The sequence below is a fragment of the Promicromonospora sp. NPDC110617 genome (assembly GCF_055598465.1).
In genome coordinates, this window is the sequence record NZ_JBVKBM010000005.1 from 82,861 (window position 1) to 109,516 (window position 26,656).

Sequence of the window (26,656 nt, forward strand, 5' to 3'; positions counted from 1 at the left end):
GGTCTCCTTACCCGATGAGTCGCAGGTCCGTGATCGTCCCGCGCGCGACGAGCATCACGTACAGGTCCGTGAGGATCAGCGAGGCGAGCGTGATCCAGGCGAAGAGCATGTGCCGCGTGTTGAGCGCGGAGATCCGCGTCCAGAACCAGTAGCGGACCGGGTGCTTCGAGAAGTGGGTGAGGCGGCCGCCCATGACGTGCCGGCACGAGTGGCAGGACGCCGTGTAGCACCACAGCAGGGCGACGTTCGCCAGCAGCACCAGGTTGCCGACGCCCACGACGAACCCGCCGTCGGGATGCCGGAACGCCACGAGCGCGTCGTAGGTGTTGACCAGCGAGACCAGGACCGCGACGTAGAAGAAGTAGCGGTGCACGTTCTGCATGACCAGCGGGAAGCGGGTCTCGCCCGTCTGCCGCGCGTGCGGCTCGGGCACCGCGCACGCCGCGGGCGCGAACCAGAACGACCGGTAGTACGCCTTGCGGTAGTAGTAGCAGGTGAGCCGGAACAGCAGCAGGAACGGCAGGCTGAGCGCCGCGTAGGGGATCAGCGGGTGGTCCGGCAGGAACATGCCGAAGTGCGAGGACCCCGGCTCCGACGCGCACCCGAGCGACACGCACGGCGAGTAGAACGGCGTCAGGTAGCGCTCGTCCGCGAAGAAGTACGCCTGCTGGAAGGCCCGCGCGGTGGCGTAGACGACGAAGACCAGCAGGCCGGCCGCCGTCGCCGCCGGGGCGAGCCACCACCGGTCCGTGCGCAGCGTGCGGGCCCCGACCGCGGCGCGCCCCGGTGCGTCGACCCCGCGCCACGCGGGGTGGCGCGCCGTCGCCGTCACGACCGGTCGCCGTGGTAGCCGCCGAGCCCCTCGTCGTCGGCATCGCTGAACATCGACTCGTCCAGCGGGGTGTCGGGCACGACGACGTGCTCGGGAACCAGGTCCGGGACGCCCCGCGCGGGGTGTGCCGCGGCGAGCTCGCCCGCGTCGATCTCCAGCCGCTCCAGGTCGTTCACCAGCCGGCGCACCTCGGGTGCGTCACCGAAGGCGCCGCGCACGTCGGCGACGCTCCGACGCAGCTGCTCGATCGAACGGCGCAGCGTCGCGAACTCGGTGGTCGTCATGGGACACCTCCTTGGCGACGCGCCTCACCCCGTCGTGAGGTGCGTCACACCAGACTCTGCCGTGTCTGCCCCGGTGAGGCAAGGGCGAACCCGCCGTGGGACCCGAGCGTGACAGGAACGAGACGTGACCGGCGTTGCCCCACCCGGGTCGGTTGGTGTTAGGTAAGCCTTACCTGACCTGGAGGACGACGTGGCGTACGACGACTTTTCCCTGCACCTGCTCATGGCGGGCGACGCGCACGACGCGCCCCGGCTGCGGGAGCTGATCGACCTGCTCCCCGTCCACGCCTACGGCCAGGTCTTCGTGGAGGTCGGTGTCACGGGCGGACAGCGGCGGGTCGACCCGGCGGACTGGCCGCTGCCGCCCGGGATGAGCATGACCGTGCTGCGCCGCTCCCCCGGCTCGCCCCGCCCGCGCCGCGGGCAGCTGCTGGCCGCGGCAGTCTCGGCCTGGGCGGCCGAGTGGCTCCCCGCCGACGCCTGCACCTGCTGCGCCGGGCCGTTCGCGCTGTGGGTCGGCTGCGCGGCGAGCCCCGACGTCGAGGGCATGTGCCGGGCCCTGACCCAGCGGCTCGACCTCGCCCCGGCGCACCTGCATCGCCCCGGCCCCTGACCTACCGTTGGCCCCATGACGACGACCGATCCGAACTCCGAGTACTTGCGCCTCCTGGGCGAGCAGGTGGGCCACGAGTTCGCCGCGCACCTGCAGTACGTGGCGATCGCGGTGTGGTTCGACAGCCACGACCTGCCGCAGCTCGCCGCGCACTTCTACCGGCAGGCGCTCGAGGAGCGCAACCACGGCATGATGATCGTGCAGTACCACCTCGACCGGTCGCTGCCCGTGCGCATCCCGGGCACCCCCGAGGTGCGCAACGACTTCGCGGACGTGCTGGAGCCCCTGCAGCTCGCGCTCGACCAGGAGCAGCAGGTGACCAACCAGATCGAGGCGATCTTCCGCGCGGCCCGCGCGGAGGGCGACGCGCTCGGCGAGCAGTTCCTGCTGTGGTTCCTGGAGGAGCAGGTCGAGGAGGTCGCCGCCGCGACGACCCTCGTGACCGTCGCGAAGCGCGCCGGCGACAACCTGTTCGACCTGGAGAACTACGTGGCCCGCGAGACCATCGGCGACGCCGGCGAGTCGGCGGCCGCACCCCGCGCGGCGGGCGGGGCGCTCTGACCTACGCCGGCTCCGCGTACACGTCCGGTCCGCCCTCGTTCTCCTGGAGCTCGTCGAGCTCGTCGAGCAGGTCCTCGAGGGCGACCAGACCGTCCAGCCGGAACGCGTAGGGCACCGCCCGGAGGGCGGCCGTCGTCCGCCGCACGACCGGCAGGCGCTCGCCGGCGCGGTCCGCACCGACCATCCCCCGCGGGATCGCGTCCTCGACCAGGTGATCCGTCGGGACCCGGTCGGGGTCGAGGTTCGCGTACGCGTCACCCAGCAGGCCGTCGAGCACCGTCCGCAGCCGCGCCCGCTCCCCGGGCTTCGCCGAGGTCAGGGCCGACAGCAGCCGTGGCTCGAACGCCCACCCCGGGTCGGGCAGGGCAACCGTGTGCGCCACGCCCTCGACGTCGAACCACATGATGCCCTCGATTCCCGCCCGCAGGTGGCCCGTAGGTACGGACCGAGGCTCAGGTCCGCGCTGACGGAAGCAACCTAGAGAACACCCGCTCGCTCGCACAAGGCGATCGCGGGTGAACATCTCTCCCGCTCAGGCCCTGCCCGGTCAGGCCTTCGCCGGCGGGATGTTCTGGTTCAGGTGGAACACGTTCTCCGGGTCGTAGGCGCGCTTGACCTCCGCGAGCCGCGCCAGCTTCGCCGGCGGGTAGGCCCGGCGGACGCCGGCCGCGCCGTCGTCGGCCAGGACGTTGACGTAGACGCCGCTGGCGTACTGCTCCAGCAGGGCCGCTGACGAGCGGGCGGCGGCGATCCGCCGCGCGTCCTCGGCCGGATCGGTCCAGCCGGTCGCCACGACGTACTCGAACCGCGCGTCGCGCTGGCTGAAGGCGGACTCGTCGTCCGGCACCTCCGCGATGGCGCCGCCGTAGGCCTGGAGGCCGGCCCGCACCTCGGGGTCGTGGGCGAGCAGCGCCTCCAGCGCGGCGTCGGGCAGCTCGCGGAAGTAGTGGCCCTTCCAGTAGCGGCGCACGGCGTGCCCCCGGACGCTGTCCTCCCGGGTCTGCAGGTCCAGGTAGGACAGCTCCTCGATCCGGCGGGCGGACGGCGTGCCCAGCGCGTCGAGCTCCCGCGCGTGCGCCCGGCCCTCGTCGGGGTCGCCCACCCAGACGAAGCCGAGCGTCGCGACGCCGTCGTGCACGGCCGCGGTGTAGGTGGCCTGCCGCGGGGCGTAGGCGCTGAGGTCGCGCCACCGAAAAGCCGCCGACGCCGCGGACGACGTCGACGCCGCCCCGTCGCCCGCCCCCGCCGCACCGATCGGGAAGTCGAGCTCCACGCCGAGCGCCCGCGTCCCGGCCGGGTGCAGGCGGAACTCGAACTCGGTCACCACGCCGAAGTTGCCGCCCCCGCCGCGCAGCGCCCAGAACAGCTCGGGCCGTTCGTCGGCCGACGCACGGACCACCTCGCCGGCCGCCGTCACCACCTCGTAGGCCACGACGTTGTCGCAGGCCAGGCCGTACTGGCGGGCCAGCCACCCCATGCCGCCGCCCAGGGTCAGCCCGCCGACGCCGGTGTGCGAGACGTTCCCCGCCGTCGTCGCCAGGCCGTGGGGCTGGGTCGCCGCGTCGAGCGCGCCGAGCAGGGCGCCGCCCTGCACCCACGCCCGCCGGCGCTCCGGGTCCACACGCACCTCGCCCATGGGCGTCAGGTCGATCATCAGCCCGCCGTCCGGCACCGCGTGCCCGACGACGCTGTGCCCGCCGCACCGGACGCCCACCTCCAGGCCCTCGCGCCGGGCCAGCGCGAGCGCCGCGACGACGTCGTCCGTCGTGCGGCACCGGACCACCAGGGCCGGGCGGTGATCCACCATCGCGTTCCACACCGCGCGGGCCTCGTCGAACCCGGCGTCGCCCGGACGCCGCAGGTCGAGCCTCGCCACCGCCGGGTCTTCCGTGATGTCCATGCTGCCGTCTCCTCGCGCGTCGTGGGACCGTGCCGGTCGTGGGACCGTGCTGCAGGAGAGACCGTCCGTCGCCGCGGGACTCATCGCACGCGACCAGGAAATTTGTTGCCGCCGCTTCCCCGCCTTGGGACCATGACCGGGTGACATCGCCGCTGACCGACGAGAGTCCGAGCGCGCCCCTGCGGCTGCGTCCCCCACGACATGCCGTCGACCCGCGCGCCGTGGGCTGGTGGGCCCTGCAGTGGGTCCTGCTGACCGCGGTGCCCGTGGTCGTCCTGGTGGTGCTGGGCGTGCTGATCCCGCCCGCCCGCCTCTGGCTGTTCCTGCCGGCCGGCATCCTGGCCGTCCTCGGGGCGGCCGCCGCGCTCGCCCTGCCCCGGCTGTGGTTCCGCCACCACCGCTGGGAGGTCACCGACGAGGCCGTCTACACCCGCACCGGCTGGTTCTTCCAGGAGTGGCGGGTCGCCCCGCTCTCCCGGATCCAGACGGTCGACACGGCGCGGGGGCCGCTGGAGCAGCGCTTCGGGCTCGCCACGCTCACGGTGACGACGGCGTCCGCCCGGGGCGCCGTGAAGATCGAGGGGCTCGACGCCGAGACGGCCGCCGACCTCGCCGCCGGGCTGACCGTCGCGACCCAGGCCACACCCGAGGACGCGACCTGAGCGCCGCGGACCGCCCCGCGGCGCCCGAGAACCCCGCGTCCGACGATCCCGCGCCGGACGACGTCACCTGGGAGCGCCTGGACCGCCGGGCCTACCTGGCCGGCGCCGCCTACACCCTCGGCCCCGCCGCGGGTGCCGCGCTCATCACGGGGTACTGGCTGGCCGTGGGCAGCGGGCTCGGGTTCGCGCTGGCCTGGGTGCTGCCCCCGCTGGTGCTCGCGGTGGCCGTGGGCGGCCTGGCCGGCGAGTGGATGCGCCGCGTCACCCGGTACCGCGTGGACCCGGAGCGGTTCCACGTGCACACCGGCGTCGTCGTCCGCAAGCGCCTGGCCCTGCGCCGGGAGCGCATCCGCTCGGTGGACCTGACCGCCGACCCGGTGCTGCGCGTGCTCGGCACGGCCACCGTCCGGGTGGGCACGGGCGAGCAGGCCGGGACGGAGGGGACGGTCACCCTCTGGCCGCTGCGTCGTCCGGACGCCGAGGCGCTGCGTGCCACCCTTCTCGCGCACGCCGCGCCGGGAAGCGGTGCCGAGGGCAGGGACGGCGGCACGGACGACGACGGCGCCCTCGCCCGGTTCGACCGCCGCTGGATCCGGTTCGCCCCGCTGTCCTTCCTCACCCCGGCGCTCGGCGCCGCGGCGGCCGGCGGCCTCATCCAGGTGTCCGAGTGGTTCGGCCTGCAGGAGGAGCTGTTCGAGACGATCGGGTCGTGGTTCGGCCTCGCTCCGGCCGTGCTCGTCGCCGTGCTCCTGGGCGTGGTCCTGTTCGTCGTGGGCGGCGTGGCCACCGTCGCGCTGTGGGTCGAGTACTGGTGGAACCACACGCTGGACCGCCGGGCCGACGGCACGCTGCACGTGCGGCGCGGGCTGCTCACCACCCGGTCGATCACGCTCGAGGAGTCCCGGCTGCGCGGCGTCGAGCTCGTGGAGCCCCTCACCGCCCGGCTGGCGGGCGGAGCACGCGTGGACGCGGTCGCGACCGGCCTCGCCACGGGCGAGGAGGACTCGACCGACAGCAAGACGCTGCTGCCGGTCGCCCCCAAGGAGCTCGCCGACCGGGTCGCCGCGGACGTGCTGCGCGAGCCGGTCTCGCCTACGGCGGCGCCGCTCACGGGCCACCCCGTCGCCGCGCGCGGCCGCCGGCTGCGCTGGGCGCTGGCCACCGTGCTCGCGACCGAGGCCGTGCTCGTGGTGCTCGGCCTGCTGCTCACGCCCGTCCTGCTGCACATCGCCTGGACCAGTGCGCTGGTGCTCGTACCGCTGGCGATCGTGCTGGCCCTGGATGCCTACCGCTCGCTCGGCCACACGCTGACCGAGCGCTATCTCGTCGCGCGCAGCGGCACCGTGCGCCGCGCCACCGTGGCGCTCCAGCGGCGTGGCATCGTGGGCTGGACCGTGCGGCAGTCGGTGTTCCAGCGCCGGGCCGGGCTCGTCACGGTGCTCGCGACCACCGCGGCGGGCTCGGGCGCGTACGCCGTGCGTGACGCCGCCGAGCCGGACGGCCTGGCGCTGGCCGACGCCGCCGTGCCCGGTCTGCTGCGACCCTTCCTGGTGGGCCCCGCGGACGCGGTGGGGCCGGCGGACGGACCCGTCAGCGCACCCGGACCGCGCCCGGCTGGACGGTGACGGCGGCGCGGGTCGACTCCCCCAGGTCCTCGCCGTCGATCTCGAACACGCGCGGTTCGCTCAGCTCGATCTCCAGGCGCTCCAGCCGGCGGTGGGTCGCGCTCTCGCTGCTCTCGGCCGAGGCCCCGCCGGCCAGGGCACGCTTGATGCCGTTGTCCCAGACCATGTTCCGCAGCGTGTCGACCCACCCGGCGGCGCCGTCGGCGCTCAGAACCAGCAGGTCGAGCTCGCCGTCGCCGGGGTCGGCGTCGGGCAGGAGGGTGATGCCGGCCTGGAGCATGCCGCAGTTGCCCACCAGCAGCGTGTGCGCGCTGTCGCGCTCCAGCACCTGGCCGTCGGCCGTGATCGTGACGTCGAGGGTGCCGCTCGCGGTCAGCGCGCGCCCCAGCGACTCGACGTAGGCGAGCCAGCCCACCTTGTCCTTCAGGTCGTCGTCGGTCTCGGTGATCATGTGCGCGTCGAGCCCGAACCCGGCCATGACGGCGAAGGCGTGGCGGCGCGTGCCGCCGTCCAGCTCGATCTCCAGCCAGCCCACGTCGAGCGTGCGCGGGCGGCCGCCCAGCACCCGGCGGAAGGCCGCCGCCGCACCGGTGAGCGGCACCCCGAGGTTGCGGGCGAGCAGGTTGCCGGTGCCGAGCGGGACGATGCCCAGCTCGACGTCGGCGCCCGACTGCGCGAGGTGCTCCGCGACGGCCCGGACGGTCCCGTCCCCGCCCGCGGCGACGAGCACCTCGGCGCCCGCCTCGATCGCCCGCCCGGCCGCGCCCTGGCCGGGATCGTCCTCGGTGGTCTCGAACCACAGGACCGCCTCGCGCCACCGCGGGTCGTCCAGGCGCTCGGCGGCCACGGCCTTGTCCAGCGCGGTGTCGAGGGCCTGCCTGGTCGTCTTGGCGGGGTTCCAGATGATGCCGAGGCGTGCGGTCATGGCGTCATGCTCGCACGCCGCGACGGGTCGCGAGGCGGAGCACCACGAGTGCCGCGAGCGCCGCGGCCACCTCGCCGGCGGCCAGGGCGACCCAGGTGGCGGTCGGGCCGACGTGGCCGAGGGCGAGCACGAGCGGGATCTTGATCGCCACGAGGGTGCCGATGGACACCAGGTAGGACGGCCGGGCCTGGCCGAGGGCCTGGAAGTACGCGGAGACGAGCGGCGGGATCCCGGCGAGGGCGAGGCCGGCCGCGATGATCCGGAGCGCCTCGGTGCCGGCGCGCACGGTGGCGGCGTCGTCGACGAACACGCGCACGAGCGGCTCCGCGAAGACGATGACGAGGGCCGCGGCGCCGATCCCGTAGAGCACCGTGGCGCGGAGGCTGAGGGTGCGGGCGCGGGCCACCCGGTCGGGCAGGCGCGCCCCGGCGTTGTAGCCGACGACGGGCTGCAGCCCCTGGCTGATGCCCGTCTGGGGCATGGTCACGAAGGTCTGGATGCGCGCGCAGACGGCGAACGCGGCCAGGACCACGGCTCCCCCGGTGCGGGACAGCGCGAGGTTGACCAGCACGGTGAGCGCAGTGGTGCCGAGCCCGGCGAGGAACGAGGGTGCGCCGATGCCCAGGAGCGCGCCGATCGTCGGCGGGTGGGGCCGCAGGTCGGCCCACCGGACGCGATAGGGCCGGCGGCGCTGGAGGAAGAAGAACCAGAGGCTCATCGCCGCCGAGACCGCCTGCCCGCAGACGGTGCCCAGTGCGGCGCCGCGAACGCCGAGGTCCAGGACGAAGATGAACAGCGGGTCGAGGACGATCTGCACGACGACGGCCACGACCCACACCATGGTGGAGTAGGCCATCCGGCCCTCGGCCCGGATCAGGCTGGAGAAGCTGGTGGCGAAGATCGCCCCGGCCAGGATGACGACGGCGTAGTCGTGCGCGTACTGGCGGGTGGCGCCCGTCGCGCCGAGCAGGGTCAGCAGGGGCCCGAGGAACGTGAGGCCGGCGACGGTGGTGAAGATCGCGGTCGCCCAGAACAGCACGAAGGCGTTGCCGGCGGCGCGGGCGGCCCGCGCGGGGTCGCCCGCGCCGAGGCTGCGCGAGACCAGGGACGCCCCGCCCACGCCGACCGTGGTCGCAACGGCTCCCAGCCCGAGCAGCACCGGGGCGACGAGGTTGACGGCGGCCATCGCCGTCGGCCCGACGCCCCGGGCCACGAACCAGGCGTTCGTCAGGGCGTAGATGCCGTAGACCCCCACCGACAGGGTGGTCTGCGAGGAGGTGTGCCACAGCAGCCGGCCCACGGGCCGGGTGCCGAGCAGGTCCGCCGCCCGGCCGGCTGAGTGGTCGGCCGGGCGGCCGGTGCGGGTCACGGCTCTCTCGTGCGGCCGAGCAGGCCGAGCGCGATGTCGAGCTGCTCGCGCGCCCAGCGGTACTGCTCCGGGGTCTGCCGGCGGTAGGTGGTCTCGACGAGCATGGTGACGCAGAGCCAGAGGGTGTAGAGGTGGCGGCGGGTGCGCTCGCCCTCGGTCAGCTCCGGCAGGCCGAAGCCGCGCTGGAACGGCGTCGGGTCGGGGAAGAACGGCAGGTCCAGGCCGGTCAGCCCCGCCTCCATGAGCGGGTCGCCGAACATGGCACGCTCGTGGTCGATGACCGCGACGATGCGGCCGTCGCGGATCATCGAGTTCTTGGCCCACAGGTCCACCTCGACGAAGCGCGGCACGGTGACCTCCGCGAGCACGCCGGCGTGGTCGTCCCAGACCTTCCGCACGACGTCGGGGTCCCACCCCAGGTCCACGCCCGCGCGGACGCCGTCCGCCAGGACGTCCGCGAACAGGGTCGTGGCGGCCTCCGGCCAGGTCGCGAAGCCGGGGCCGTCGACGGGCCCGAAGTGCGGGCCGACGATCGCGGTGAGCTCCCGGTTCAGGGCGCCGAGGTGCTCGAAGCCGGCGTCCACCTCGGCCGGTGAGAGCTCCCCCGCCTCGGCGGCGATGCCGAAGCACGCGGCGTCCACGTGCTCCATCGCGAACCAGTCGGCGCCGCACAGGTCGCCGGTCAGGTCGCTGTGGTCCACGCGCGGCACGGGCACGTCCGACGCGCGCCGCACGAGCTCCATCGCGGCGATCTCGTTGCGCATCATGCGCTGCTCGCGCGTCATGACGGGCACGTCGGCGGGCGGGGCGATCTTGAGCACGGCCCGCGCGCCGTCGCGCACCCGGACCGCGTAGAGCGCGTTGAAGAAGCCGTAGGACAGCTCCGTCGCGAAGTCCTCCCCGTCCGGCACCTGCTCGGGGCCGTAGGCCCGCTCGATCATCGCCCGCAGCGTCGTCGTCGACTGGCGGTTCTTGGTGATGCTGTCCACTGGTCCTCGTCCTCGATGCTCGATGGTGTGCGGCGCGGTTGTGCACGGGCTGGCCGGCGCACGTCGATGCGTACGGTCGTACGCAAGTGAGTGTAGAGACTTCCAGCACGCTTATCTACCACCTGGTAGGTAATCGCGAAATTGTCGCCCGGGGCGCCCTCGCCCTGTGCCAAGATCTGCCGGTGCAGATCAGGCTGATCGGTCCGTTCCAGGTCTCCCTGGACGACGGCGCCGCCGCCGACGTCCCCGGGACGCGGCTGCGCGCGCTGCTGGCCGCCCTCGCGCTCGACCCCGGCCGCGTCGTGCCCAGGGCGACGCTGGTGGACTGGATCTGGGGCGAGGCCCCGCCGTCGGACGCGACGAACGCGCTCCAGCGCCTGGTCTCCCGGCTGCGCAAGGTGCTGCCGGACGGCTCGCTGGAGGGCCAGGCGAGCGGCTACCGGCTGCTGGTGACCCCCGACGACGTCGACGCCGTGCGGTTCGAGCGCCTGGTCGCCCGCGCGCACGACGCCGACGTCGCCGTCCGGGTCCGGCTGCTGCGCGAGGCCCTCGCGCTGTGGCGCGGCCCGGCCCTGCAGGACGTCGGCGGGCCGGACGGCGTGGTCGGCAGCGGCGTCGGCAGCAGTGGCGGCGCCGGCGGCGGAAGCCTCGCCGCCGCCGTCACCCGGCTCGACCGGCTCCGCCTGACAGCCCTGGAGGACCGGTTCGACGCCGAGCTCGGGCTCGGCCACGGCGCCGAGGTCGTCGCGGAGCTGACCGACCTGGTGGCCGAGCACCCCGTGCGCGAGCGGCTGGTCGCCGCGCTCCTGCGCGCGCTGGCCGCGACCGGGCGCGACGCCGAGGCGCTGGAGGTCTACCAGCGCACGCGCGAGGCGCTGGCCGACGCCCTCGGCGTGGACCCGTCGCCGGAGCTGTCGGCCCTGCACGTCGCCCTGCTGCGCGGCGAGCTGGCCCCGCGGGAGGCGACCCGCCGGACCAACCTGCGGGCCGCGCTGACCAGCTTCGTCGGCCGGGACGCCGACCTCGCCGTGGTGCGCGGCCTCGTCGCCGACCACCGCCTGACCACGCTGGTCGGGCCGGGCGGCGCGGGCAAGACCCGGCTGGCCGTCGAGACGGCGGGCCTCCTGGCCGCCGACCTCCCCGACGGGGCGTGGCTCGTCGAGCTGGCCCCGCTCGGCCCCGACGACGACGTGGCACAGGCGGTGCTCACCGCGCTCGAGCTCCGCGACGCCCTGCTCGGCGAGGGGTCCGCCCTGGACACGACCGACCGGCTCGTCGCCGCCGTCCGCGACCGCGAGGCCCTGCTGGTCCTGGACAACTGCGAGCACGTGATCGACTCCGTGGCGCGGTTCGCCGAGCGGGTGCTCGGCGAGTGCCGGCGCCTGCGGATCCTGGCCACGAGCCGCGAGGCCGTCGGCATCCCGGGCGAGGCGCTGTGGCAGGTGCTCCCCCTGGCCCTGCCGGGCGCCGCGGCCGGCGACGACGAGATCGGCTCCGCCCCCGCCGTCCGGCTGCTGCTCGACCGGGCGGGCGCGGTGCGCGCCGACCTCGCCATCGCCGCACCAGCCGCCACCGCCGACGCGGCCGGCACCCTGGCGACCATGGCGCGCGTGTGCCGGGCGCTGGACGGCATGCCCCTGGCCATCGAGCTGGCCGCCGCCCGGCTGCGCACCATGTCGATCGACCAGCTCGCCGCCCGGCTCGACGACCGGTTCCGCCTGCTGACCGGCGGCAGCCGCACCGCGCTGCCGCGCCACCGCACGCTGCGCGCCATGGTCGACTGGAGCTGGGAGCTGCTGTCGGACGCCGAGCGGACCGTCCTGCGCCGGCTGTCGGTGTTCCGCGGCGGGGCGAGCCTGGAGGCCGCCGAACGCGTCTGCGCGGACCCGGCGACCGGCGTCCTGCGCGACGACGTGCTCGACCTGCTCACCGCCCTGACCGAGAAGTCGCTGCTCGTCGCGGACGGCGCGGCCCACGCCCCGCGCTACCGCATGCTCGGCACGATCAAGGAGTACGCCGCCGGACGCCTCGCCGAGGCCGGGGAGGACGAGTCGGCCCGCCGGGCCCACCTGGCCTGGTGCACCGAGCTCGCCGAGACCGCCGAGCCGCACCTGCGCCGCGCCGAGCAGCTCACCTGGCTCGCCACGCTCACCGTGGAGCACGACAACCTCACGGCCGCGATGCGTGGCGCCCTCGCCGCCGGCGAGGCTCCGGAGGCGATGCGCCTCGCGGCCGGCACCGGCTGGTACTGGTGGCTCAGCGGGCACAAGTCCGAGGGCATGGACCTGCTGCTGGCCGCCACCAGACTGCCGGGCGACGTGCCGGACGACGTCCGGGCCTGGGTGTACGCCCTGCTCTCGGTCTTCCTGAGCACGGGCCTGGGCGACGAGCACACGGCCGCCGACTGGATCCACAAGGCCTACCGGTTCAGCCAGGACGCCGAGCGGCAGCACCCCGCACTGCCGCTGACCGTCCCGCTCGAACGCCTCCTGGTCGCGCCCGACGAAGGCCTGGCCGCCTGGGCCGACGTGCTCGACGACCCGGACCCCTGGGTGCGTGCCCTGGCCCGCCTGCACCTCGGCAAGCTGCGTCTCCTCCTCGGCCAGGACGAGCGGGAGGCGGAGGCCGACCTCGCCCGGGCGCTCGCGGAGTTCCGCGCGCTCGGCGAGCGGTTCGGCATCTCGTTCGCGCTGGCCGAGCTGGCCGACCAGCTCGCGGCGCGCGGCGACCTCGCGGCCGCGTGCGAGCACTTCGAGCAGGCGGCCGTGGTGGTCACCGAGATCGGGGCCGTCGACGACGTGATCCAGGTCCGGTCCCGCCTGGCCCACCTGCACTGGCTCCTGGGCGATGCCGACGCGAGCGCCGCCGCCATGGCCGAGGCCGAGCAGCACGCGCGCCGGGTCACGTGGCCGGGCACGCTGGGCGCGCTCGCGCTCGCCCGGGCGGAGCTCGCCCGCTGGCGCGGGGCGGCCGACGAGGCGCGCGAGCACCTGGCCACCGCGGCGGAGATCTGGGGCGAGGACGCCGGCGGGGCGCACATCGGCGCCGTCCTGCGCGACCAGCTCGGCTACCTGGCCGCCGACGTCGACGAGGCGCGCGCCCACCACACGGCGGCCCTCCGAGCAGCCGTGGAGACCGGGCACGCGCCGATGGTCGCGGTCGCGCTGGTCGGTGTCGCGGACCTCGCGCTGCGGCTCGGGGAGCCCGAGCAGGCCGCGCGCCTGCTCGGGGCGAGCGCCGGGGTGCACGAACGGCGCGACTACCGCGCCACGCCGGACATCACCCGGGTCGAGTCCGCGGCGCGGAGCCGCCTCGGCGACACGAGGTTCGCCGAGGCGGCCCGGGTGGGGCGGGAGTCGGCACCTGCACCGGGCTGGGAGCGACTCGCCGCCGTCACGCTCGCTTCGTGAACGTGGCACCCGCCCAGACGTAGCCCACCAGGGCGATCGCGACGCACCAGCCGACGGCGACGAGCGCCGTGCCCGGGGACGGCGTGCCGGCGAGCAGCCCCCGGACGGTCTCGATGATCGGCGTGAACGGCTGGTACCGCGCGAACTGCGCCAGCCCGGGGCCCATCGTGTCGGCCGGGACGATCGCGCTGCTGAAGAACGGCAGCATGACCAGCGGCACGGACGCCAGGCCCGCGGTCTCCGGCGACTTCGCCGCCAGGCCGAGCGCGACGGTCAGCCAGCCGGTCGCGAACCCGAGCAGCACGACCATGCCGGCGACGCCCAGCCAGTCCAGGGGTCCCGCCGCCGGGCCGAACCCGAGCAGGAACGCCACCCCGAGCAGGGCCGCGACGGCCACCACGTTGGTGAGCAGGCTGGCCACGACGTGGCCCGTGAGAACGGCGCTGCGCGAGACGTCCATGACCTTGAACCGGTTGATGATCCCCTTGGTCATGTCGGAGTTGACGGCGGTGGCCGTCGACCCCAGCCCGTAGCAGACGGCCAGCAGGATCAGGCCCGGGGTCGCGTAGTCGATGTAGTCGACGCCCACGTCGAAGGCGTCGCCGAACATGTAGACGAACATCAGCAGGATGATGATCGGCATCAGCACCGCGTTGAACACGGCGGTCGGGTTGCGGGCGATGTGCTTGAAGTTGCGGCGCAGCATCACCAGCGCGTGGGGCCGGGCGCTCATCGGGCGGCCTCCTTCTCGGTGGTCGGGTCGGTCGTCGGGTCGGGCGTCGGGTCCGTCGTCGGGGTGGCGCCGTGCCCCGTCAGGGCGAGGAAGACGTCGTCGAGATCGGGCGTGTGCACGGACAGCTCCTCGGCGCTCAGGGAGTACTCGTCGAGCCGGTCCAGCAGGGTGCGCAGCGACCGGGTGCCGCCGTCGCCGGGTACCCGCAGGCTCAGCGCGTCGTCGTCCCGCGTGGCGTCGGTCAGGACCCGCGCGGCGGCGTCGAGCTGGTCGAGGGTGGCGAACCGCAGCCGCACGTGGGTGCCGGGGATCTGGCGCTTGAGCTCGTCGGCCGTGCCCTGGGCCACGATGCGGCCCTGGTCCAGGACGGCGATCCGGTCGGCGAGCTGGTCGGCCTCCTCCAGGTACTGCGTGGTGAGGAAGATCGTCACGCCGTCGGCCACCAGGTCACGGATGATCGACCACATCGTGCGGCGGCTGCGCGGGTCCAGGCCCGTCGTCGGCTCGTCCAGGAAGATGATCTCCGGGTCGCCGACCAGGGTCATCGCCAGGTCGAGCTTGCGGCGCATGCCGCCCGAGTAGGTCGACGCCGGCTTGTGCGCCGCCTCGGTCAGCTCGAAGCGCTCCAGCAGCTCCGCGACGGACGGGCCGGCGGCGGCGCGGCCGTTGAGGTCGACCATGAGCTGCAGGTTCTCGCTGCCGGTCAGCAGCTCGTCGACGGCGGCGAACTGGCCCGTCACGCCGATCGCGGCACGCACGGCCTTCGCCTCGGTCGCCAGGTCGTGGCCGGCGACGCGGGCCGTGCCGCCGTCGGCCCGGGTCAGGGTGGTCAGCAGGTTCACCGTCGTCGTCTTGCCGGCGCCGTTGGGGCCGAGCAGCGCGAAGATGGTGCCGGCCCGGACGTCGAGGTCGATGCCGTCGAGCACAACCTTGTCCTTGAACGTCTTGCGCAGTCCCGAGACCGCGATCGCCAGGTCGCTCATCACATGACCCCCAGCATCAGCGCGATGGTGCCGCCGGTGGCCATGAGCAGCGTGGTACCGGCGTGCATGCCGATGGACAGTCGCAGGTCCTGCTTCTTCCAGACGAACCAGGGACCGGGGAAGAAGAAGATCACGCGGGACAGGAACACCCAGGGCGACCAGAGGTGGTAGAGCGAGAAGAGGACCGTGCTGAGCACCGGTGCCCAGGCACCCAGGTGGGCCAGCCGCGGCATCAGGAACCCCCGGAAGTAGTACTCCTCGATGAGCGGCAGGGTGAAGCCCGTGAACGGGATGGACGCGGCCAGCGTGATGATCATGACCGTGCGGTCGTTGCCCTCCAGGTACGTGGTGGCGCTGGCGCCGACGTCGTCGAACGGGAGCCACGTGAAGAAGGCCTCGAAGACGGCGGTGTCCAGGACGGTGAGCACCGACGACACCACGACGAACCAGGCGATGAGGCCCGCGACCATGCCGATCAGGCGGCCACGCGGCACCGGCTTGTCCAGGTAGCCCAGCACACCGCGCAGCGACCACCGGCCGGTGCGGTAGCGGCCGAGCCAGAGCAGGCCGAGCTGGAGCGGGTAGAGCACGATGACCAGGGCGATCGCCCAGCCCAGGAACGACGGGTAGTCGATGGCCCGCACCAGCGGCTGGGCCACGAGCAGGTAGACGGCGACGATCAGCACGCCGGGCACGAGGTGCAGGGCGATCGACAGCGGGAGGGAGTGGCGGTCGGCGAGCAGCAGCTCGGCGACGCGGTGGGTGCGCGTGTCCTCGACGAAGGCCGTGGGGCCGGTTCTGTTGTCCATGCCGAGGATGCTGTCGCCACCCGCGGACACGACGCTGACACGGCGCTGACACGGCTCCCGGACCGCCGTCAGCGCGTATCACCCGTCCGTTTGCGCAACTCCCGGTGTGCAGTGGCACTATTTGCCCGGCCGGTCCGGCCGGACACTCTACGCAGAGGGGGCAGTGCGCGTGACGAACACGGGTGTGCGTCGGGCCGACGTCGCCAGGCTCCGCACCGCGTTGGCCGGACTGTCGGACGAGGCCGGACCGTCGGACGGCCTCGCGGGGCGCGGCGACCGGGGGGCGCGCCCCGAGTGCCGCTCGACCCGGGCCTCGATCCACGACTACCTCTCGGGACGGCTGCTCCCCCACCGCCGGCACCGGCTGGAGCGGCACCTGGACGGCTGCGCCGGATGCATCCGCGCGTTCATCGACGTCCGCCAGGTGTCCTGGAACCGCAGCGCCCTGGACCGGCGGCTGGTCGCCGACGACCACCGGGGCGGCCGGCACCGCCGTCCCCTCCGCCGCCGTGTCAGACGTACAGGTCACTCGGGTGACCTGTACGTCTGACCCGCGCCGTCAGCCCGCGCGGACCGCCACCTCGAAGACCCGGGCCACGTCCGGGGTGTAGTTCGACGGGTCCGTGATCACGAGCCGCACCTGGTCGACGGCCGCTGCCGGGCCGGGCACGCTGACCAGGCCGAGCGTGTTGTCGTCGAACGCGCCCGCCTGCTGCCACCCGGCGGACGTGTGCACCTCGACCGTGAAGTCGCGCAGGACGTTGACCGAGCCGCCGCCGATGAACCCGCTGTACACGTCGACCTGGTCGACGACGGTCGGCGCGTCGAGCGTGATCGTCAGGGTGGGCGTGGTGTCACCGGCCGCCGACAGCCAGCGGCCCGCGTTGGTGCAGTCGCCGTCCACCGCCTTGGCCGCGCCGCTGGTGGAGCTGTTGGACGACGACGCGACCGCCGTGGCCCCGACCGCCGCGTGGGACGCGCACGGCGACGCGTACGGCTGGTCGGCGAGCCAGGCCTTGATCATCGCGCCCTGGTGCTCGCCGCCGAGCAGGTTCCAGTCGTGGTCGAACATCTGCGGCTTCCAGTAGTTGTCGAAGATCCACGCCGTCCAGCTGATGTGCGGCCGGGCGTCGAGGTACTGGCGCAGCGGGATGCCCCAGCCGGACGTCGTGCCCTGCGTGACGGTCGGGTCGGAGAACTCGCCGGGCGGGTTCCAGCCGAACTCCGTGAGGATCACCGGGATCTGCTGCGCGGCGTTGCCGAACTTCGCGTCCAGGTTCGTGGCCGTGGCGTCCCCCTGGTTGGGGTACAGGTGATAGACGTACGCGATGTCGTTGCCGGCGATCGGGTCGGCCGCCGCCTGGTTGACGTACGTGCTCCACTGCGGGCCGCCCATGAGCAGCAGCGTCTCGGGTGCGACCGCCCGGATGTCGTCCACCACGGGCTGGATGTACGCCTTCCACGTGGCCCAGCTCGCCGGGGCGACGGGCTCGTTGAACACCTCGTAGATCACGTTCGGCACGTCGGCGTACAGGGGCGCCACGTAGTCCCAGAACTCCGCGACCGTGGACTGCGGCACGCCGGTGCTGCCGTAGTCGGACACGTAGTGCAGGTCCACGATGATGTAGATGCCCAGGTCCACGGCCTGCTGCACGTAGGGGTCCACGTACTGGGCCACGTTGTCCTCGACGCTGAGCGAGCCCCAGACCGTGACGGGCAGCCGCACGACGTCGGACTGCCAGCCGTCGGACACGGTCATGTCGATCACGTCGGAGATCGGCCTCGGGTGGCACTCGGGGCACTCCGCGTTGTGCCGGGGCGCCAGCACGGACACGCCCCGGAGCTGGACGGGGCTGCCGGCGGCGTTGACGATCTTGTTGCCGGAGGTGCCGAGGCGCGAGACGACGGCGGGTGCGGCGTCGGCTGCCGGTGTGACGTCGGGCGAGAGGGCGGCGGGCGCGACCTGGGCGCGCTCGACGGCGGCGGACGCCGCCCCGGCCGCTCCCGCCGCCGGGACCGCGAGGCCCAGGCCGGCCACGACCAGCGCGAGCGCCGACGCGGCGACCGCGTGCCGTGTCCGCGCCCGGCGGGGCGGTCGGGCGGCGGGTCGGGAGACGGCGGGGACCGTGGTCGGCACGTCGGCGCGGGCTGAGGTCGGCACGTCGGCGGGCGCGGTGGTGGGAAGAGCTCGGGTGGGCCGGGACCTGCGGCCCCTGGAGAGGATGTTTCGCAGCACGATGGTTCTCCGTTCTTCGTCGAACGCGCGGTCGAGCTGGTGCAAGGCATGGCACAAGAGGTGGCACACGAGGTGGCACACATGAGATCGGTCGGCTGCCGTGAGACCGGTCGGTTGACCGACCGGTCTCAGTGCACCGGACCGAAGTCAGTGAGTTCGGTCAGTTGCTCCTGGTCACCTCCCCCTCACTCGCGGTGGGTACGGATGTCGTCGGGCCACGCGAGCGTGATGCCGAGCGTGTCGGTGAGCAGGCGCTGGTAGTCGGCGAGCCGCGCGGGGTCGTTGCGCACCTTGCGGGGCGGCAGGCCGCGGTCGAGGCAGAACGCGACGAGCGCCCCGACCGCCTCGCCGACGCCCCACTCCACGGGGTGCAGCCGGTAGCAGCCGTTGGTGATGTGCGTGGTGCCGATGTTCTTGCCCGCGGGCAGCAGGTTCTCCACGCGCACCGGAACCAGCGCCCCGAGCGGCACCTGGAACGGGTACGCCTCGATGTCCACGTAGGTGCGGCCGGCGGTGCTGGGGTGCAGGTCGATCCGGTAGCGGCCCAGGCCCACGGTGTCGGGAAAGACCTCGCTGCCCGCGCCGTCGGGCCGCGCCTGCACGCCCACGTGCTGCTCGGTGACGGTCAGCTCCGCCTTGATGCGGCGGGCCTCGCGGATGTACGGGGTCTTGGCCAGGCCGTCCGGTGTGCCGGTCACGTCGGGGCGCAGGCGCAGCCCGGGGTAGCCGGTACCGCCGTCGGGCCGCGGCGCCTCGGTCTGGAGCCAGTGCAGGAACGAGAGCGACAGGTCGCGCGCGCCCGCGAGCGCCGCCGCGCGGGCGGCGTCGTCGACGCCGGGGCCGAGCAGGGGCGCCGCCCAGTAGTCGATCTGGGGCCAGTTGACGATCGTGACGTCGCGGACGGTGCCGTCGGCGAAGTTCTCGCGGGCCAGGACGCGGCGGAACGTCCACAGCGGGAAGTGGGCGTTGCGGGCGTGGTCGGCCTCGAACAGGCGGGAGGTGCGCGGCTGCAGGGTGATGGGCACGACGTCGTCGAAGGAGAGCTGCGGGCCGGGCCAGAAGGGCGCGACGGCGGTGCGCCAGTGGGCGTAGCCCGCGGGCCGGTCCACGGTGTGGTCCTCGCCGGGCCGGTGCTCCAGGGCGAAGCACCAGGAGATCGCCTGCTGGTCCAGCGGGTCGGCGACGGCGGGGGCGTGCGGCTCGCCGGTCTCGTCGCGGCCCTCGGCGCCGATGACGTGCTCGACGTCGGCGAGCTCCAGGAGGTCGCCGAGCTCGGTGGCGTCCACGACGTAGTCGGCGTGCACGGTGGTCCCGTGGCCGTCGCGGGTGTCGCGCAGGGTGACGGCGTCGACCTCGTCGCCGGAGGTGTGGGCGGCGACGGGCTCGTGGCACAGCAGGAGCTCGATCTGCCCGCCGGCGCGCCAGGGGGCGATCATCTCCTCCAGGACGGCGGCCGCGACGCGCGGCTCGTGGCACAGGTGGCTGACGATGCCGAGCCCGGGGTCGAGCAGCGGGTCGGCGGCGGCGCGCGGCGTCAGGGGGTAGTTGCGCCGGTAGTAGTCGCGCACGCGACGGCGCAGCTCGGCGTACCCGGGCGGGGCGTAGCGCTCCTCGATCCAGGTGTGCTCGTCGGGCGGCACGGCCTGCGCGGTGAGCTGGCCGCCGAGCCAGTCGGTGGGCTCGGTCAGCACCACGCGCCGGCCCAGCCGGGCCGCGGTCAGCGCGGCGGCCACGCCGCCGAGCCCGCCGCCCACGATCAGCACGTCCGTCTTGCGCTCGCTCGTCCCCGCGCTCATCCAGCGTTCCCCTTCGTCGGTGCTGATGGTCCGGCCGGCGGCGCGGCCACGGTCTCCCCGTCGACGACGACGCACTCCACGAGCACGTCCGCGACCGGCTCGCCGGGCTCGTCGAGCATGCCGACGAGCGTGTCGATGGCGAGGCGGCCCACCTCGCGGCGGGGGATCTGCAGGCAGTCCCAGCGCACGGGGGCGTCGGGGGCCACGCCCTCCAGGACGGCGACGGACACGTCGCGCGGCACGGTCAGCCCGCGCGCGGCCAGCCCGTCGGCGAGCGGGTGCGCGAGCCACTCGGCGTCGGCGACCACGGCGGTGACCTCACCGGCCGCCACGACGTCGAGCCAGGCGGGATCGAGGGCGCCGTCCTGCAGGCCCGGGCCGGCCGGGGAGACATCGCGCAGGTCGCGCCGCGCGACGGCGGACTCGTAGCCCCGCCGGCGGTCCGCGTAGGACTCCTCCTCGATGCCGGCGCGCAGGTAGCCGATCCGCTCGTGCCCGAGGTCGGCCAGCCGGTCGACGATGGCGGCGGCGGCCGACTCGTAGTCGGGCACGACACACGTGATGCGCGTGCCGGGCACCTCGCGGCGGCCGATGTGCACGAACGGGTAGCCGTCGGCCTCCAGCCGCGCCAGCTCAGCGCGGTCGGCGGCGACGCCGAGCAGCACCGCGCCGTCGGCCACGTTGAGGCGGTTGACGCCGTCGCGGTAGACGCGGCGCCGTCCGTCGCTGCCGCCCGTGGAGGTGAACAGCACCAGGTCGTGGTCGATCTCCTCGGCCCGCTCCTCGATGCCGAGCAGGAACTCGAAGTAGAAGTCCTCGCGCGCCCGCGGGAACACCGCCTCGAAGGTGTGCACGCCGAGCAGCCGGTTGCGGCCGGTGCGCAGCTTGCGCGCCGTCGGGTTGGGCACGTAGCCCAGCTCCTTGATCGCGTCCTGGATGCGCCGGACCGTGGCCTCCGGGATGCGCGCGGCATCCGTGTCACCGCCGATCACGCGGGACACGGCGGACTGCGAGACGCCGGCCAGCCGGGCGACGTCGGACTGGCGCGGCGCCCGGGCGCGGCGCGGGGTGGTGGTCACTCGTTCTCCTGGGTGATCGTGCGGTCGGCGGCGTGCAGCCAGCAGCGGGCCCAGCGACCCTCGCCGAGGTCGGTACGCGGCGGGGCCTGCGTGCGGCACACGTCCATCGCGAACGGGCAGCGCGGGTGGAACCGGCAGCCGGACGGCGGGTCGATCAGGCTGGGCGGCTCGCCCAGGCCGTCGGCGTCGGCGTCGAACAGGGCCTCCCGGTCGCGCGCGCCGCGGCCCGGGTCCGGCGACGACTCCACCAGCAGGCGGGTGTACGGGTGCTGCGGGTCGGCGATGACCTGCTCCTTGGGCCCGCCCTCGACCATCTCGCCGGCGTACATCACCACGATGTCGTCGCAGAGGTAGCGGGCGCTCGCGATGTCGTGCGTGATGTAGAGCAGCGCCAGGCCGTCCTCGGTGCGCAGCCGGTCGAGCAGGTTGAGCATCTCCAGGCGGATCGACACGTCGAGCATCGAGATGGGCTCGTCGCCGAGCAGCACCTTGGGCTCCACGGCCAGGGCCCGCGCGATGACGACCCGCTGCCGCTGCCCGCCCGAGAGCTCGTGCGGGAACTTGTCCACGTACTGCTCGGCGGGCGTCAGCGCCACGCGCTCCAGCAGCTCCCGCACCCGCCGGTCGAGCTCCGCCCTGCCGCGCACCCCGTGGTGCAGCTTGAGGGGCCGCTCCAGGTTGTGCCGCACCCGGTGCAGCGGGTTGAGCGAGCCGAACGGGTCCTGGAAGACAATCTGCACGTCCTTGTGGTAGCCGCGCTCCACGCGCCCGCGCCGCTGCCGCACGGGCACGCCCTCCAGCGCGATCTCGCCGCTCGTGGGGGTGTAGAAACCGGCGAGCAGCCGGGCCAGCGTCGTCTTGCCGCTGCCCGACTCCCCCACGAGCGCGACGACGCGACCGCGGTGCAGCGCCAGCGAGGCGCCCTCCACGGCGCGCACCACCGAGCGGGCGCCCACGGCCGAGCGCACCTCGAAATGCTTGGTCACGTCCACGGCCTCGAGCACCGGGACGTCCGGCGTGGGAAGGGTGGTGGCGGTCATGCGGGGCCTCCTTCGGTGCGGCCGGACGCCGAGTCGGGTGCCGGGGCCGGTCGCGCGGTCGGGTCGTGCAGCCGGCAGGCGACGGCGTGCCCGCCCTTCGTCACCAGCTCCGGCAGATGCGTGTCGCACCCCTCGAACCGGGCCGCGCACCGCGGGTGGAACGGGCAGCCCGACGGCGGACGGCGCAGGTCGGGCGGCGTGCCCGGGATCCCGGTGAGCCGCGTCAGGGGCGCGTGCAGCGGCGGGAACGAGTCGCGCAGCCCGCGCGTGTAGGGGTGGCGCGGGTCGTCGTAGAGCTCCCGCGCGGTGCCGAGCTCCACGATGCGCCCGGCGTACATGATGGCGATGCGGTCGGCGAGCTCCAGCAGCAGGGACAGGTCGTGCGTCACGAAGACGACGGCGAACCCCAGCGTCCGGCGTAGCCGCAGCACCTGGGCCAGGATCTGCCGCTGCATGACGACGTCGACCGCCGTCGTCGGCTCGTCCATGACCACCAGCTCCGGGCCGCACGCGAGCGCGAGCGCGATGCTGGCGCGCTGCCGCATGCCGCCCGACAGCTCGTGCGGGTAGCTGCGGGCCCGGTCCCCCGAGATGCCGACCGTGGCGAGGAGCTCGGCCGCGCGCGCCCAGGCGGCGTCCTTGCTCAGCGTCCGGTCGTGGGTGCGCAGCGCGTCGGCGAACTGCGCGCCGAGCCGCATCACGGGGTTGAGGGCGTCCATGGCGCTCTGCAGCACGATGGACAGGGAGGTCCAGCGCAGCGCGCGCAGGGCCTGGGGGCTCGCAGTCACCAGGTCGACGGCGGCCCCGCCGTCGCGCGGCTGGAAGACGATGCTGCCCGCGGTGGTGACTGCGGGCGGCCGCTGCAGCCGGGTCAGGGCCGTGATCAGGGTGGACTTGCCGGAGCCCGACTCCCCCGCGACGCCCAGGATCTCGCCGCGGCGCAGCGTGAAGGTGACGTCGGCGCAGGCGCGCACCGGGTCGCCGTCGGTCACGTACTCGACGGTGAGACCGGTGACGCGCAGGACGTCGGCTCCCTGAGTAGCGGCGGTTCCGGTGGTGCCGTGCTCGGCGTCGGACCTGATCTGGGTGACCATCAGGCATCACTCCCTACGGACGTCTCGGCAGCATGCTCGGCAGCAGTCTCGGCGGCGCGGTCCCGGGTGCGACGCACCACGGAGCGCCGCACCGTGCGCAGCTTCGGGTTGGCCAGCTCGTCGACGCCGAAGTTGACCAGCGTCGCCGCCGTCGCGACCAGGGCGATGCACAGGCCCGGCGGCACGAACCACCACCACATGCCGCGCAGCACCGCGCTCTGCTGCTGGGCGGCCTGGATCATGGTGCCCCAGCTGATCGCGCCGGAGTCGGAGATGCCGAGGAAGGCGAGGCCCGCCTCGGCCATGACGCCGCCGATGACGCCCGACAGGAACATCGCGGCGATCCAGCCGGTCAGGTGCGGCAGCACCTCGTGGAACAGGAGCCGGTGGTGCGGTTCGCCGAGGGTGCGCATGGCGAGCACGAAGTCGCGGTTGCTCACGCTCATGGCCTGGGCGCGGATGGTGCGGGCGCCGCCCGACCAGCCGAAGAAGCCGATGATCAGCGCGATGACCCACAGCCCCGTGCCCTGCATGTAGCCGGCCACGATGAGGATGAGCGGCAGCACGGGCATGACGATGAACAGGTTGGACAGGAAGTTGAGCCAGGAGTCGGTGCGGCCGCCGAAGTAGCCGGCGGGCAGCCCGACGAGGATCGCGAGCGCCGTGCCGATCACCGCGGAGAGGAACCCGACGAACAGGGAGCCGCGGGCGCCCTCGATGGTCTGGGCCAGCACGTCCTGGCCGAACTGGGTGGTGCCGAGCCAGTGCTCGGCGCTGGGCGGCAGGCCGATCGCGGTCAGGTCGTTGGCGCGCGGGTCGAGGGTGGGCACGCTCGCCGTCAGCCACGGTCCCAGCAACGCCAGGAGCACGAAGAAGCCGATGACGGCCAGGCCGACGCGGACCTTCCAGCCCTTCAGGAGTCCGGTGTTCACGCCGCTCACCCCTGTTCCCGGATGCGCGGGTCGAGCACCACGTAGAGGGAGTCGGCCAGGAGGTTGGCGAGCAGGGTCGCGAGCGTCACGATGAGGAAGACCCCCTGCATCATCGGGTAGTCGCGCTTGTTGAGGGACTCGAACAGCAGGTAGCCGATGCCGGGGTAGCTGAACACGGTCTCGGTCAGCAGCGCCCCGCCGATCACGCCGCCGAGCGCCATCGCGAAGCCCGTGAAGCTCGGCAGCATGGCGTTGCGCGCGGCGTAGCGCAGGATGACGCGGCCGCGGGAGAGGCCCTTGGCCTGCGCGAGCAGCACGTAGTCCTCCCGCACGGTGGTGACCGTCATGTTCCGCATGCCGAGCAGCCAGCCGCCGAACGCGGAGAACACGATGGTCGCGGCGGGCAGCGCGCCGTAGTGCAGGACCGAGGCGAGGAACGGCAGGTTGAACCCCTCGGCGAGGTTGGCGTCGTAGCCGCCCGACAGGGGGAACCAACCGAGCACGAAGCCGAACACCCACAGGGCCAGCAGCGCGACCCAGAAGTACGGCACGGACGACAGGAACGCCGTCAGCGGTGTGAGGATCGAGTCGAGCCGGCTGCCGGCCTTCCACCCGGCGATCACGCCGAGGCCGGTGCCGAGCACGAACGCGAGGACGGTGGTGGTGCCGACCAGCAGGAGCGTCCAGGGCAGCGCCTCCAGCACGAGCTCGCTGACGGGCACGGGAAAGTTGACGACGGAGACGCCGAGGTCGAACCGGGCGAGCTGCCCCAGGTAGCCGAGGAACTGCTCGCCGAGGTTCTGGTCGGGGTCGCCGAAGATCGCCCGGATGCTCTCCAGGGTCTCCGGCGGCACCTGCTGGCCGCTGACCCGCTGCAGCTCCTCCACGATCGCGGAGGACGGGTCCCCTGGCATCAGGCGCGGCAGCAGGAAGTTGAGCACGATCGCGGCGGCGGCCGCCGCGACGTAGAAGCCCAGCCGGCGCAGCAGGAACCCCCAGCGACGCACCGCTCGCACGGCCGCTGGCGGGCCGCCCTGCGCCGGGCAGGCCTGCGCCGGGGCCGGCGCCTCCGTCGTCGTCATGGTCAGCCCTCCGCCGGCTCGAGGCCGAGCAGCGTGAGGATGAGGTCCGGCCCCATCCCGACGAAGGGGATGTGGTCGAAGTTGTCCGGCGTGGGCCAGCCCGACCAGCGGGTCGCGTTGATCTCGACGAAGTAGAAGTTGTCGTACAGCGGGCTGAACGGCACCTCGTCCACGACGAGCTCCTGCATCCGCAGGCCCAGTTCCTTGAGCTCGGCCTCGTCGTCGGTGCTCTCCATCGCCGCGATGATCTCGTCGGCCTCCGGGTTCGAGAAGCGGCCCTGGTTGAGGGTCGCCGTCTCCCCCACCGGCACCACGAAGTCGCCGTCCAGGAACCCGTAGACGCCGTAGATGCCGGCGCCGCCCGTGGACGCCGCGGTGATGTCGAAGTCGCCGAGGTTCATCGCGTCGTAGTAGCCGGCGGTCGGCTGCCCGGCGGGCTTGACCTCGACGCCGAGCGTGTCGCGCCAGCCGTTGATGAGGATGTCGGCGTAGCTGCCCCAGGCCCAGTCGTTGTTGAACAGGATGGTGGGCCGGTAGCTCTCGCCGTCCTTGACGAGGGCGCCGTCCTTGACGGTCCAGCCGCCGTCGGCCAGCTCGGCCTGCGCGGCCTCGGCGTCGACGGGCCACGGGTCGGCGAGCTCCGGGTTGATCCAGTCGGCGTAGACCGTGGCGTTGAGCCCGGTGGGGCCGGCCTCGGTGCCGGGGCGCTGGAGCGTGGTGGTGATGGCGGTGCGATCCATGGTCATGGCCAGCGCGCGGCGCACGTGGACGTCGTCGAACGGGGGCTTGCCGGCGTTGAACATCGCCGACATCGCGCCGCCGTTGGGATAGAGCTGGTAGAGGTTGTGCTCCGGGTCCTTGGCCGTGTACTCCTGCTCGCCGTTGGCCCAGGAACCCTGCGCGATGTCGATGTCGCCGCGCAGGAGCTGCGCCTTGGCGGCGTCCGCGCTGGTGGGGATGATCTTGTAGGTGGACATGGGCAGCTCGCCGCCCCAGTAGTCGTCCCGCGCCGTCAGCGTGACCTGCTGCGGCTTGAACTCCGTGAGGGTGAACGGCCCGGTGCCGACGGGCTCCGGGTTGGTCCAGGTGTTGAGGTCCTGGTCGCGCCAGATGTGCTCCGGCACCATCGGCAGCAGGATGTTGGCGAACTGCTTGACCGTGGCGAACGACGGCTCGGCGAACGTGACCGTGAACGTCAGGTCGTCCACCTTCTCGGCCTTCTCGTAGGTGACGCCCGCGATCGAGAACTCCGGCTGCTCGATCGGCAGGTTCAGCGAGAAGACGGCGTCGTCGGCCGTGAAGCGCTCTCCGTCGGAGAAGGTGACGCCGTCGCGCAGGTGCACCGTGAGCGTGGTGCCGGCGTCGTCGAACTCCCAGCTCTCCGCGAGCCACGGCTCGACCACGGCGCCGTTGCTGTAGTCGACGCGCATGAGCGGCTCGTAGACCAGCTCCATGTTGGGCGCCTTGTCGACGGCGGGGCCGACCACGTTGTAGTTGTGGACGAACGTGGTGCCGCCGTCCGTCTTGCCGTAGATCATCGTGTCGTCGCGCCCGCCCGCGGTCCCGTCGCCGGACGACGAGCCGCCCGCACAGGCCGAGGTGAGCAGGACGAGTGAGACGACCAGCGCTGAAACGCGCCGCCCGAACGATCGTGCGTGTCCCATGCCAGATCCCTTCCGCTTCGTCGAGGTGGATCACCGCG

At 73.7% G+C, this 26,656-nt stretch carries 24 protein-coding genes; 6 read left to right on the forward strand and 18 right to left on the reverse strand.

The genetic code is table 11. The features are described from left to right. Window positions 1–7: 7 nt before the first annotated feature. Window positions 8–832 carry a hypothetical protein gene (locus ACZ7LE_RS24345; RefSeq protein WP_470405797.1) on the reverse strand — a complete coding sequence of 275 codons (825 nt, stop codon included), beginning with the start codon at window positions 830–832 and terminating at the stop codon, window positions 8–10. Continuing rightward, entirely contained in the window at window positions 829–1,116 is a 288-nt protein-coding gene (locus tag ACZ7LE_RS24350; protein WP_470405798.1) for a hypothetical protein, read from the reverse strand. The genes ACZ7LE_RS24345 and ACZ7LE_RS24350 overlap by 4 nt, the downstream gene beginning before the upstream one ends. Window positions 1,117–1,306: 190 nt before the next feature. On the opposite strand from ACZ7LE_RS24350, the gene ACZ7LE_RS24355 reads away from it, so the two are divergent. Together ACZ7LE_RS24355 and ACZ7LE_RS24360 are read left to right on the forward strand one after the other, a co-directional pair. After that, entirely contained in the window at window positions 1,307–1,729 is a 423-nt protein-coding gene (locus ACZ7LE_RS24355; protein WP_470405799.1) for a hypothetical protein, read from the forward strand. Between the two features lie 15 nt (window positions 1,730–1,744). After that, window positions 1,745–2,290: a ferritin gene (locus ACZ7LE_RS24360; RefSeq protein WP_470405800.1), complete on the forward strand. Its 546-nt coding sequence runs from the start codon at window positions 1,745–1,747 to the stop codon at window positions 2,288–2,290. Between the two features lies 1 nt (window position 2,291). Here ACZ7LE_RS24360 and ACZ7LE_RS24365 read toward each other — a convergent pair whose 3' ends face one another. Together ACZ7LE_RS24365 and ACZ7LE_RS24370 are read right to left on the reverse strand one after the other, a co-directional pair. Continuing rightward, entirely contained in the window at window positions 2,292–2,693 is a 402-nt protein-coding gene (locus ACZ7LE_RS24365) for a hypothetical protein (protein WP_470405801.1), read from the reverse strand. 144 nt (window positions 2,694–2,837) lie between these two features. Beyond that, a complete protein-coding gene (locus tag ACZ7LE_RS24370) occupies window positions 2,838–4,190 on the reverse strand; it encodes an FAD-binding oxidoreductase (RefSeq protein ID WP_470405802.1) in 1,353 nt (450 codons plus the stop codon). A 140-nt stretch (window positions 4,191–4,330) separates the two neighbouring features. On the opposite strand from ACZ7LE_RS24370, the gene ACZ7LE_RS24375 reads away from it, so the two are divergent. Both ACZ7LE_RS24375 and ACZ7LE_RS24380 read left to right on the forward strand, forming a co-directional pair. Continuing rightward, window positions 4,331–4,852 carry a PH domain-containing protein gene (locus ACZ7LE_RS24375; protein WP_470405803.1) on the forward strand — a complete coding sequence of 174 codons (522 nt, stop codon included), beginning with the start codon at window positions 4,331–4,333 and terminating at the stop codon, window positions 4,850–4,852. Between the two features lie 164 nt (window positions 4,853–5,016). After that, entirely contained in the window at window positions 5,017–6,477 is a 1,461-nt protein-coding gene (locus ACZ7LE_RS24380) for a PH domain-containing protein (protein WP_470405804.1), read from the forward strand. On the opposite strand, the gene ACZ7LE_RS24385 is transcribed toward ACZ7LE_RS24380, so the two are convergent. Genes ACZ7LE_RS24385 through ACZ7LE_RS24395 form a run of 3 tightly spaced genes read right to left on the reverse strand, consistent with a single transcriptional unit; the run spans window position 6,443 to window position 9,760 of the window. Next, a complete protein-coding gene (locus ACZ7LE_RS24385; protein WP_470405805.1) occupies window positions 6,443–7,402 on the reverse strand; it encodes a diacylglycerol/lipid kinase family protein in 960 nt (319 codons plus the stop codon). The genes ACZ7LE_RS24380 and ACZ7LE_RS24385 overlap by 35 nt on opposite strands. A gap of 4 nt (window positions 7,403–7,406) precedes the next feature. Then, the gene (locus ACZ7LE_RS24390) at window positions 7,407–8,771 is read right to left on the reverse strand and encodes an MATE family efflux transporter (protein WP_470405806.1); all 1,365 of its coding nucleotides are present in this window, start codon (window positions 8,769–8,771) and stop codon (window positions 7,407–7,409) included. Continuing rightward, window positions 8,768–9,760: a phosphotransferase family protein gene (locus tag ACZ7LE_RS24395; protein ID WP_470405807.1), complete on the reverse strand. Its 993-nt coding sequence runs from the start codon at window positions 9,758–9,760 to the stop codon at window positions 8,768–8,770. Before ACZ7LE_RS24395 ends, ACZ7LE_RS24390 begins: the two co-directional genes overlap by 4 nt. 182 nt (window positions 9,761–9,942) lie before the next feature. On the opposite strand from ACZ7LE_RS24395, the gene ACZ7LE_RS24400 reads away from it, so the two are divergent. Continuing rightward, window positions 9,943–13,170 (forward strand): AfsR/SARP family transcriptional regulator, encoded by a 3,228-nt coding sequence (locus ACZ7LE_RS24400; RefSeq protein WP_470405808.1) that lies wholly within the window; start codon window positions 9,943–9,945, stop codon window positions 13,168–13,170. Here ACZ7LE_RS24400 and ACZ7LE_RS24405 read toward each other — a convergent pair. Genes ACZ7LE_RS24405 through ACZ7LE_RS24415 form a run of 3 tightly spaced genes read right to left on the reverse strand, consistent with a single transcriptional unit; the run spans window position 13,154 to window position 15,695 of the window. Then, window positions 13,154–13,903, reverse strand: coding sequence for an ABC transporter permease (locus tag ACZ7LE_RS24405; protein WP_470405809.1), 750 nt, complete (start codon window positions 13,901–13,903; stop codon window positions 13,154–13,156). The two genes, ACZ7LE_RS24400 and ACZ7LE_RS24405, sit on opposite strands and share 17 nt — an antisense overlap. Then, a complete protein-coding gene (locus ACZ7LE_RS24410) occupies window positions 13,900–14,886 on the reverse strand; it encodes an ATP-binding cassette domain-containing protein (RefSeq protein ID WP_470405810.1) in 987 nt (328 codons plus the stop codon). The genes ACZ7LE_RS24405 and ACZ7LE_RS24410 overlap by 4 nt, the downstream gene beginning before the upstream one ends. Continuing rightward, on the reverse strand, window positions 14,886–15,695 hold the full coding sequence (locus ACZ7LE_RS24415; protein WP_470405811.1) for a lysostaphin resistance A-like protein: 810 nt from the start codon (window positions 15,693–15,695) through the stop codon (window positions 14,886–14,888). The genes ACZ7LE_RS24410 and ACZ7LE_RS24415 overlap by 1 nt, the downstream gene beginning before the upstream one ends. Window positions 15,696–15,864: 169 nt before the next feature. Here ACZ7LE_RS24415 and ACZ7LE_RS24420 point away from each other — a divergent pair, with 169 nt between their 5' ends. Further along, a complete protein-coding gene (locus tag ACZ7LE_RS24420) occupies window positions 15,865–16,245 on the forward strand; it encodes a zf-HC2 domain-containing protein (protein WP_470405812.1) in 381 nt (126 codons plus the stop codon). 9 nt (window positions 16,246–16,254) lie between these two features. Here ACZ7LE_RS24420 and ACZ7LE_RS24425 read toward each other — a convergent pair whose 3' ends face one another. The 8 genes from ACZ7LE_RS24425 to ACZ7LE_RS24460 all read right to left on the reverse strand — a co-directional run bounded on the left by ACZ7LE_RS24425 (window position 16,255) and on the right by ACZ7LE_RS24460 (window position 26,618). Continuing rightward, window positions 16,255–17,931 (reverse strand): cellulase family glycosylhydrolase, encoded by a 1,677-nt coding sequence (locus ACZ7LE_RS24425; protein WP_470405813.1) that lies wholly within the window; start codon window positions 17,929–17,931, stop codon window positions 16,255–16,257. 185 nt (window positions 17,932–18,116) lie between these two features. Beyond that, the gene (locus tag ACZ7LE_RS24430) at window positions 18,117–19,727 is read right to left on the reverse strand and encodes an FAD-dependent oxidoreductase (RefSeq protein ID WP_470405814.1); all 1,611 of its coding nucleotides are present in this window, start codon (window positions 19,725–19,727) and stop codon (window positions 18,117–18,119) included. Continuing rightward, window positions 19,724–20,806 carry a LacI family DNA-binding transcriptional regulator gene (locus tag ACZ7LE_RS24435; RefSeq protein ID WP_470405815.1) on the reverse strand — a complete coding sequence of 361 codons (1,083 nt, stop codon included), beginning with the start codon at window positions 20,804–20,806 and terminating at the stop codon, window positions 19,724–19,726. The genes ACZ7LE_RS24430 and ACZ7LE_RS24435 overlap by 4 nt, the downstream gene beginning before the upstream one ends. Continuing rightward, window positions 20,803–21,846 carry an ABC transporter ATP-binding protein gene (locus ACZ7LE_RS24440; RefSeq protein ID WP_470405816.1) on the reverse strand — a complete coding sequence of 348 codons (1,044 nt, stop codon included), beginning with the start codon at window positions 21,844–21,846 and terminating at the stop codon, window positions 20,803–20,805. The genes ACZ7LE_RS24435 and ACZ7LE_RS24440 overlap by 4 nt, the downstream gene beginning before the upstream one ends. Continuing rightward, window positions 21,843–22,940 carry an ABC transporter ATP-binding protein gene (locus tag ACZ7LE_RS24445; RefSeq protein WP_470405817.1) on the reverse strand — a complete coding sequence of 366 codons (1,098 nt, stop codon included), beginning with the start codon at window positions 22,938–22,940 and terminating at the stop codon, window positions 21,843–21,845. Before ACZ7LE_RS24445 ends, ACZ7LE_RS24440 begins: the two co-directional genes overlap by 4 nt. After that, window positions 22,940–23,872, reverse strand: coding sequence for an ABC transporter permease (locus ACZ7LE_RS24450; RefSeq protein WP_470405818.1), 933 nt, complete (start codon window positions 23,870–23,872; stop codon window positions 22,940–22,942). Before ACZ7LE_RS24450 ends, ACZ7LE_RS24445 begins: the two co-directional genes overlap by 1 nt. 5 nt (window positions 23,873–23,877) lie before the next feature. After that, a complete protein-coding gene (locus tag ACZ7LE_RS24455; protein WP_470405819.1) occupies window positions 23,878–24,954 on the reverse strand; it encodes an ABC transporter permease in 1,077 nt (358 codons plus the stop codon). Between the two features lie 2 nt (window positions 24,955–24,956). Next, a complete protein-coding gene (locus ACZ7LE_RS24460; RefSeq protein ID WP_470405820.1) occupies window positions 24,957–26,618 on the reverse strand; it encodes an ABC transporter substrate-binding protein in 1,662 nt (553 codons plus the stop codon). Window positions 26,619–26,656: the final 38 nt, after the last annotated feature.

Coding starts and splice junctions, on each gene's coding strand:
- ACZ7LE_RS24350 (WP_470405798.1), bottom strand. CDS start 1,116: ATGACGACCACCGAGTTCGCGACGCTGCGCCGTTCGATCGAGCAGCTG.
- ACZ7LE_RS24360 (WP_470405800.1), top strand. CDS start 1,745: ATGACGACGACCGATCCGAACTCCGAGTACTTGCGCCTCCTGGGCGAG.
- ACZ7LE_RS24365 (WP_470405801.1), bottom strand. CDS start 2,693: ATGTGGTTCGACGTCGAGGGCGTGGCGCACACGGTTGCCCTGCCCGAC.
- ACZ7LE_RS24370 (WP_470405802.1), bottom strand. CDS start 4,190: ATGGACATCACGGAAGACCCGGCGGTGGCGAGGCTCGACCTGCGGCGT.
- ACZ7LE_RS24385 (WP_470405805.1), bottom strand. CDS start 7,402: ATGACCGCACGCCTCGGCATCATCTGGAACCCCGCCAAGACGACCAGG.
- ACZ7LE_RS24405 (WP_470405809.1), bottom strand. CDS start 13,903: ATGAGCGCCCGGCCCCACGCGCTGGTGATGCTGCGCCGCAACTTCAAG.
- ACZ7LE_RS24410 (WP_470405810.1), bottom strand. CDS start 14,886: ATGAGCGACCTGGCGATCGCGGTCTCGGGACTGCGCAAGACGTTCAAG.
- ACZ7LE_RS24415 (WP_470405811.1), bottom strand. CDS start 15,695: ATGGACAACAGAACCGGCCCCACGGCCTTCGTCGAGGACACGCGCACC.
- ACZ7LE_RS24430 (WP_470405814.1), bottom strand. CDS start 19,727: ATGAGCGCGGGGACGAGCGAGCGCAAGACGGACGTGCTGATCGTGGGC.
- ACZ7LE_RS24440 (WP_470405816.1), bottom strand. CDS start 21,846: ATGACCGCCACCACCCTTCCCACGCCGGACGTCCCGGTGCTCGAGGCC.
- ACZ7LE_RS24445 (WP_470405817.1), bottom strand. CDS start 22,940: ATGGTCACCCAGATCAGGTCCGACGCCGAGCACGGCACCACCGGAACC.
- ACZ7LE_RS24455 (WP_470405819.1), bottom strand. CDS start 24,954: ATGACGACGACGGAGGCGCCGGCCCCGGCGCAGGCCTGCCCGGCGCAG.
- ACZ7LE_RS24460 (WP_470405820.1), bottom strand. CDS start 26,618: ATGGGACACGCACGATCGTTCGGGCGGCGCGTTTCAGCGCTGGTCGTC.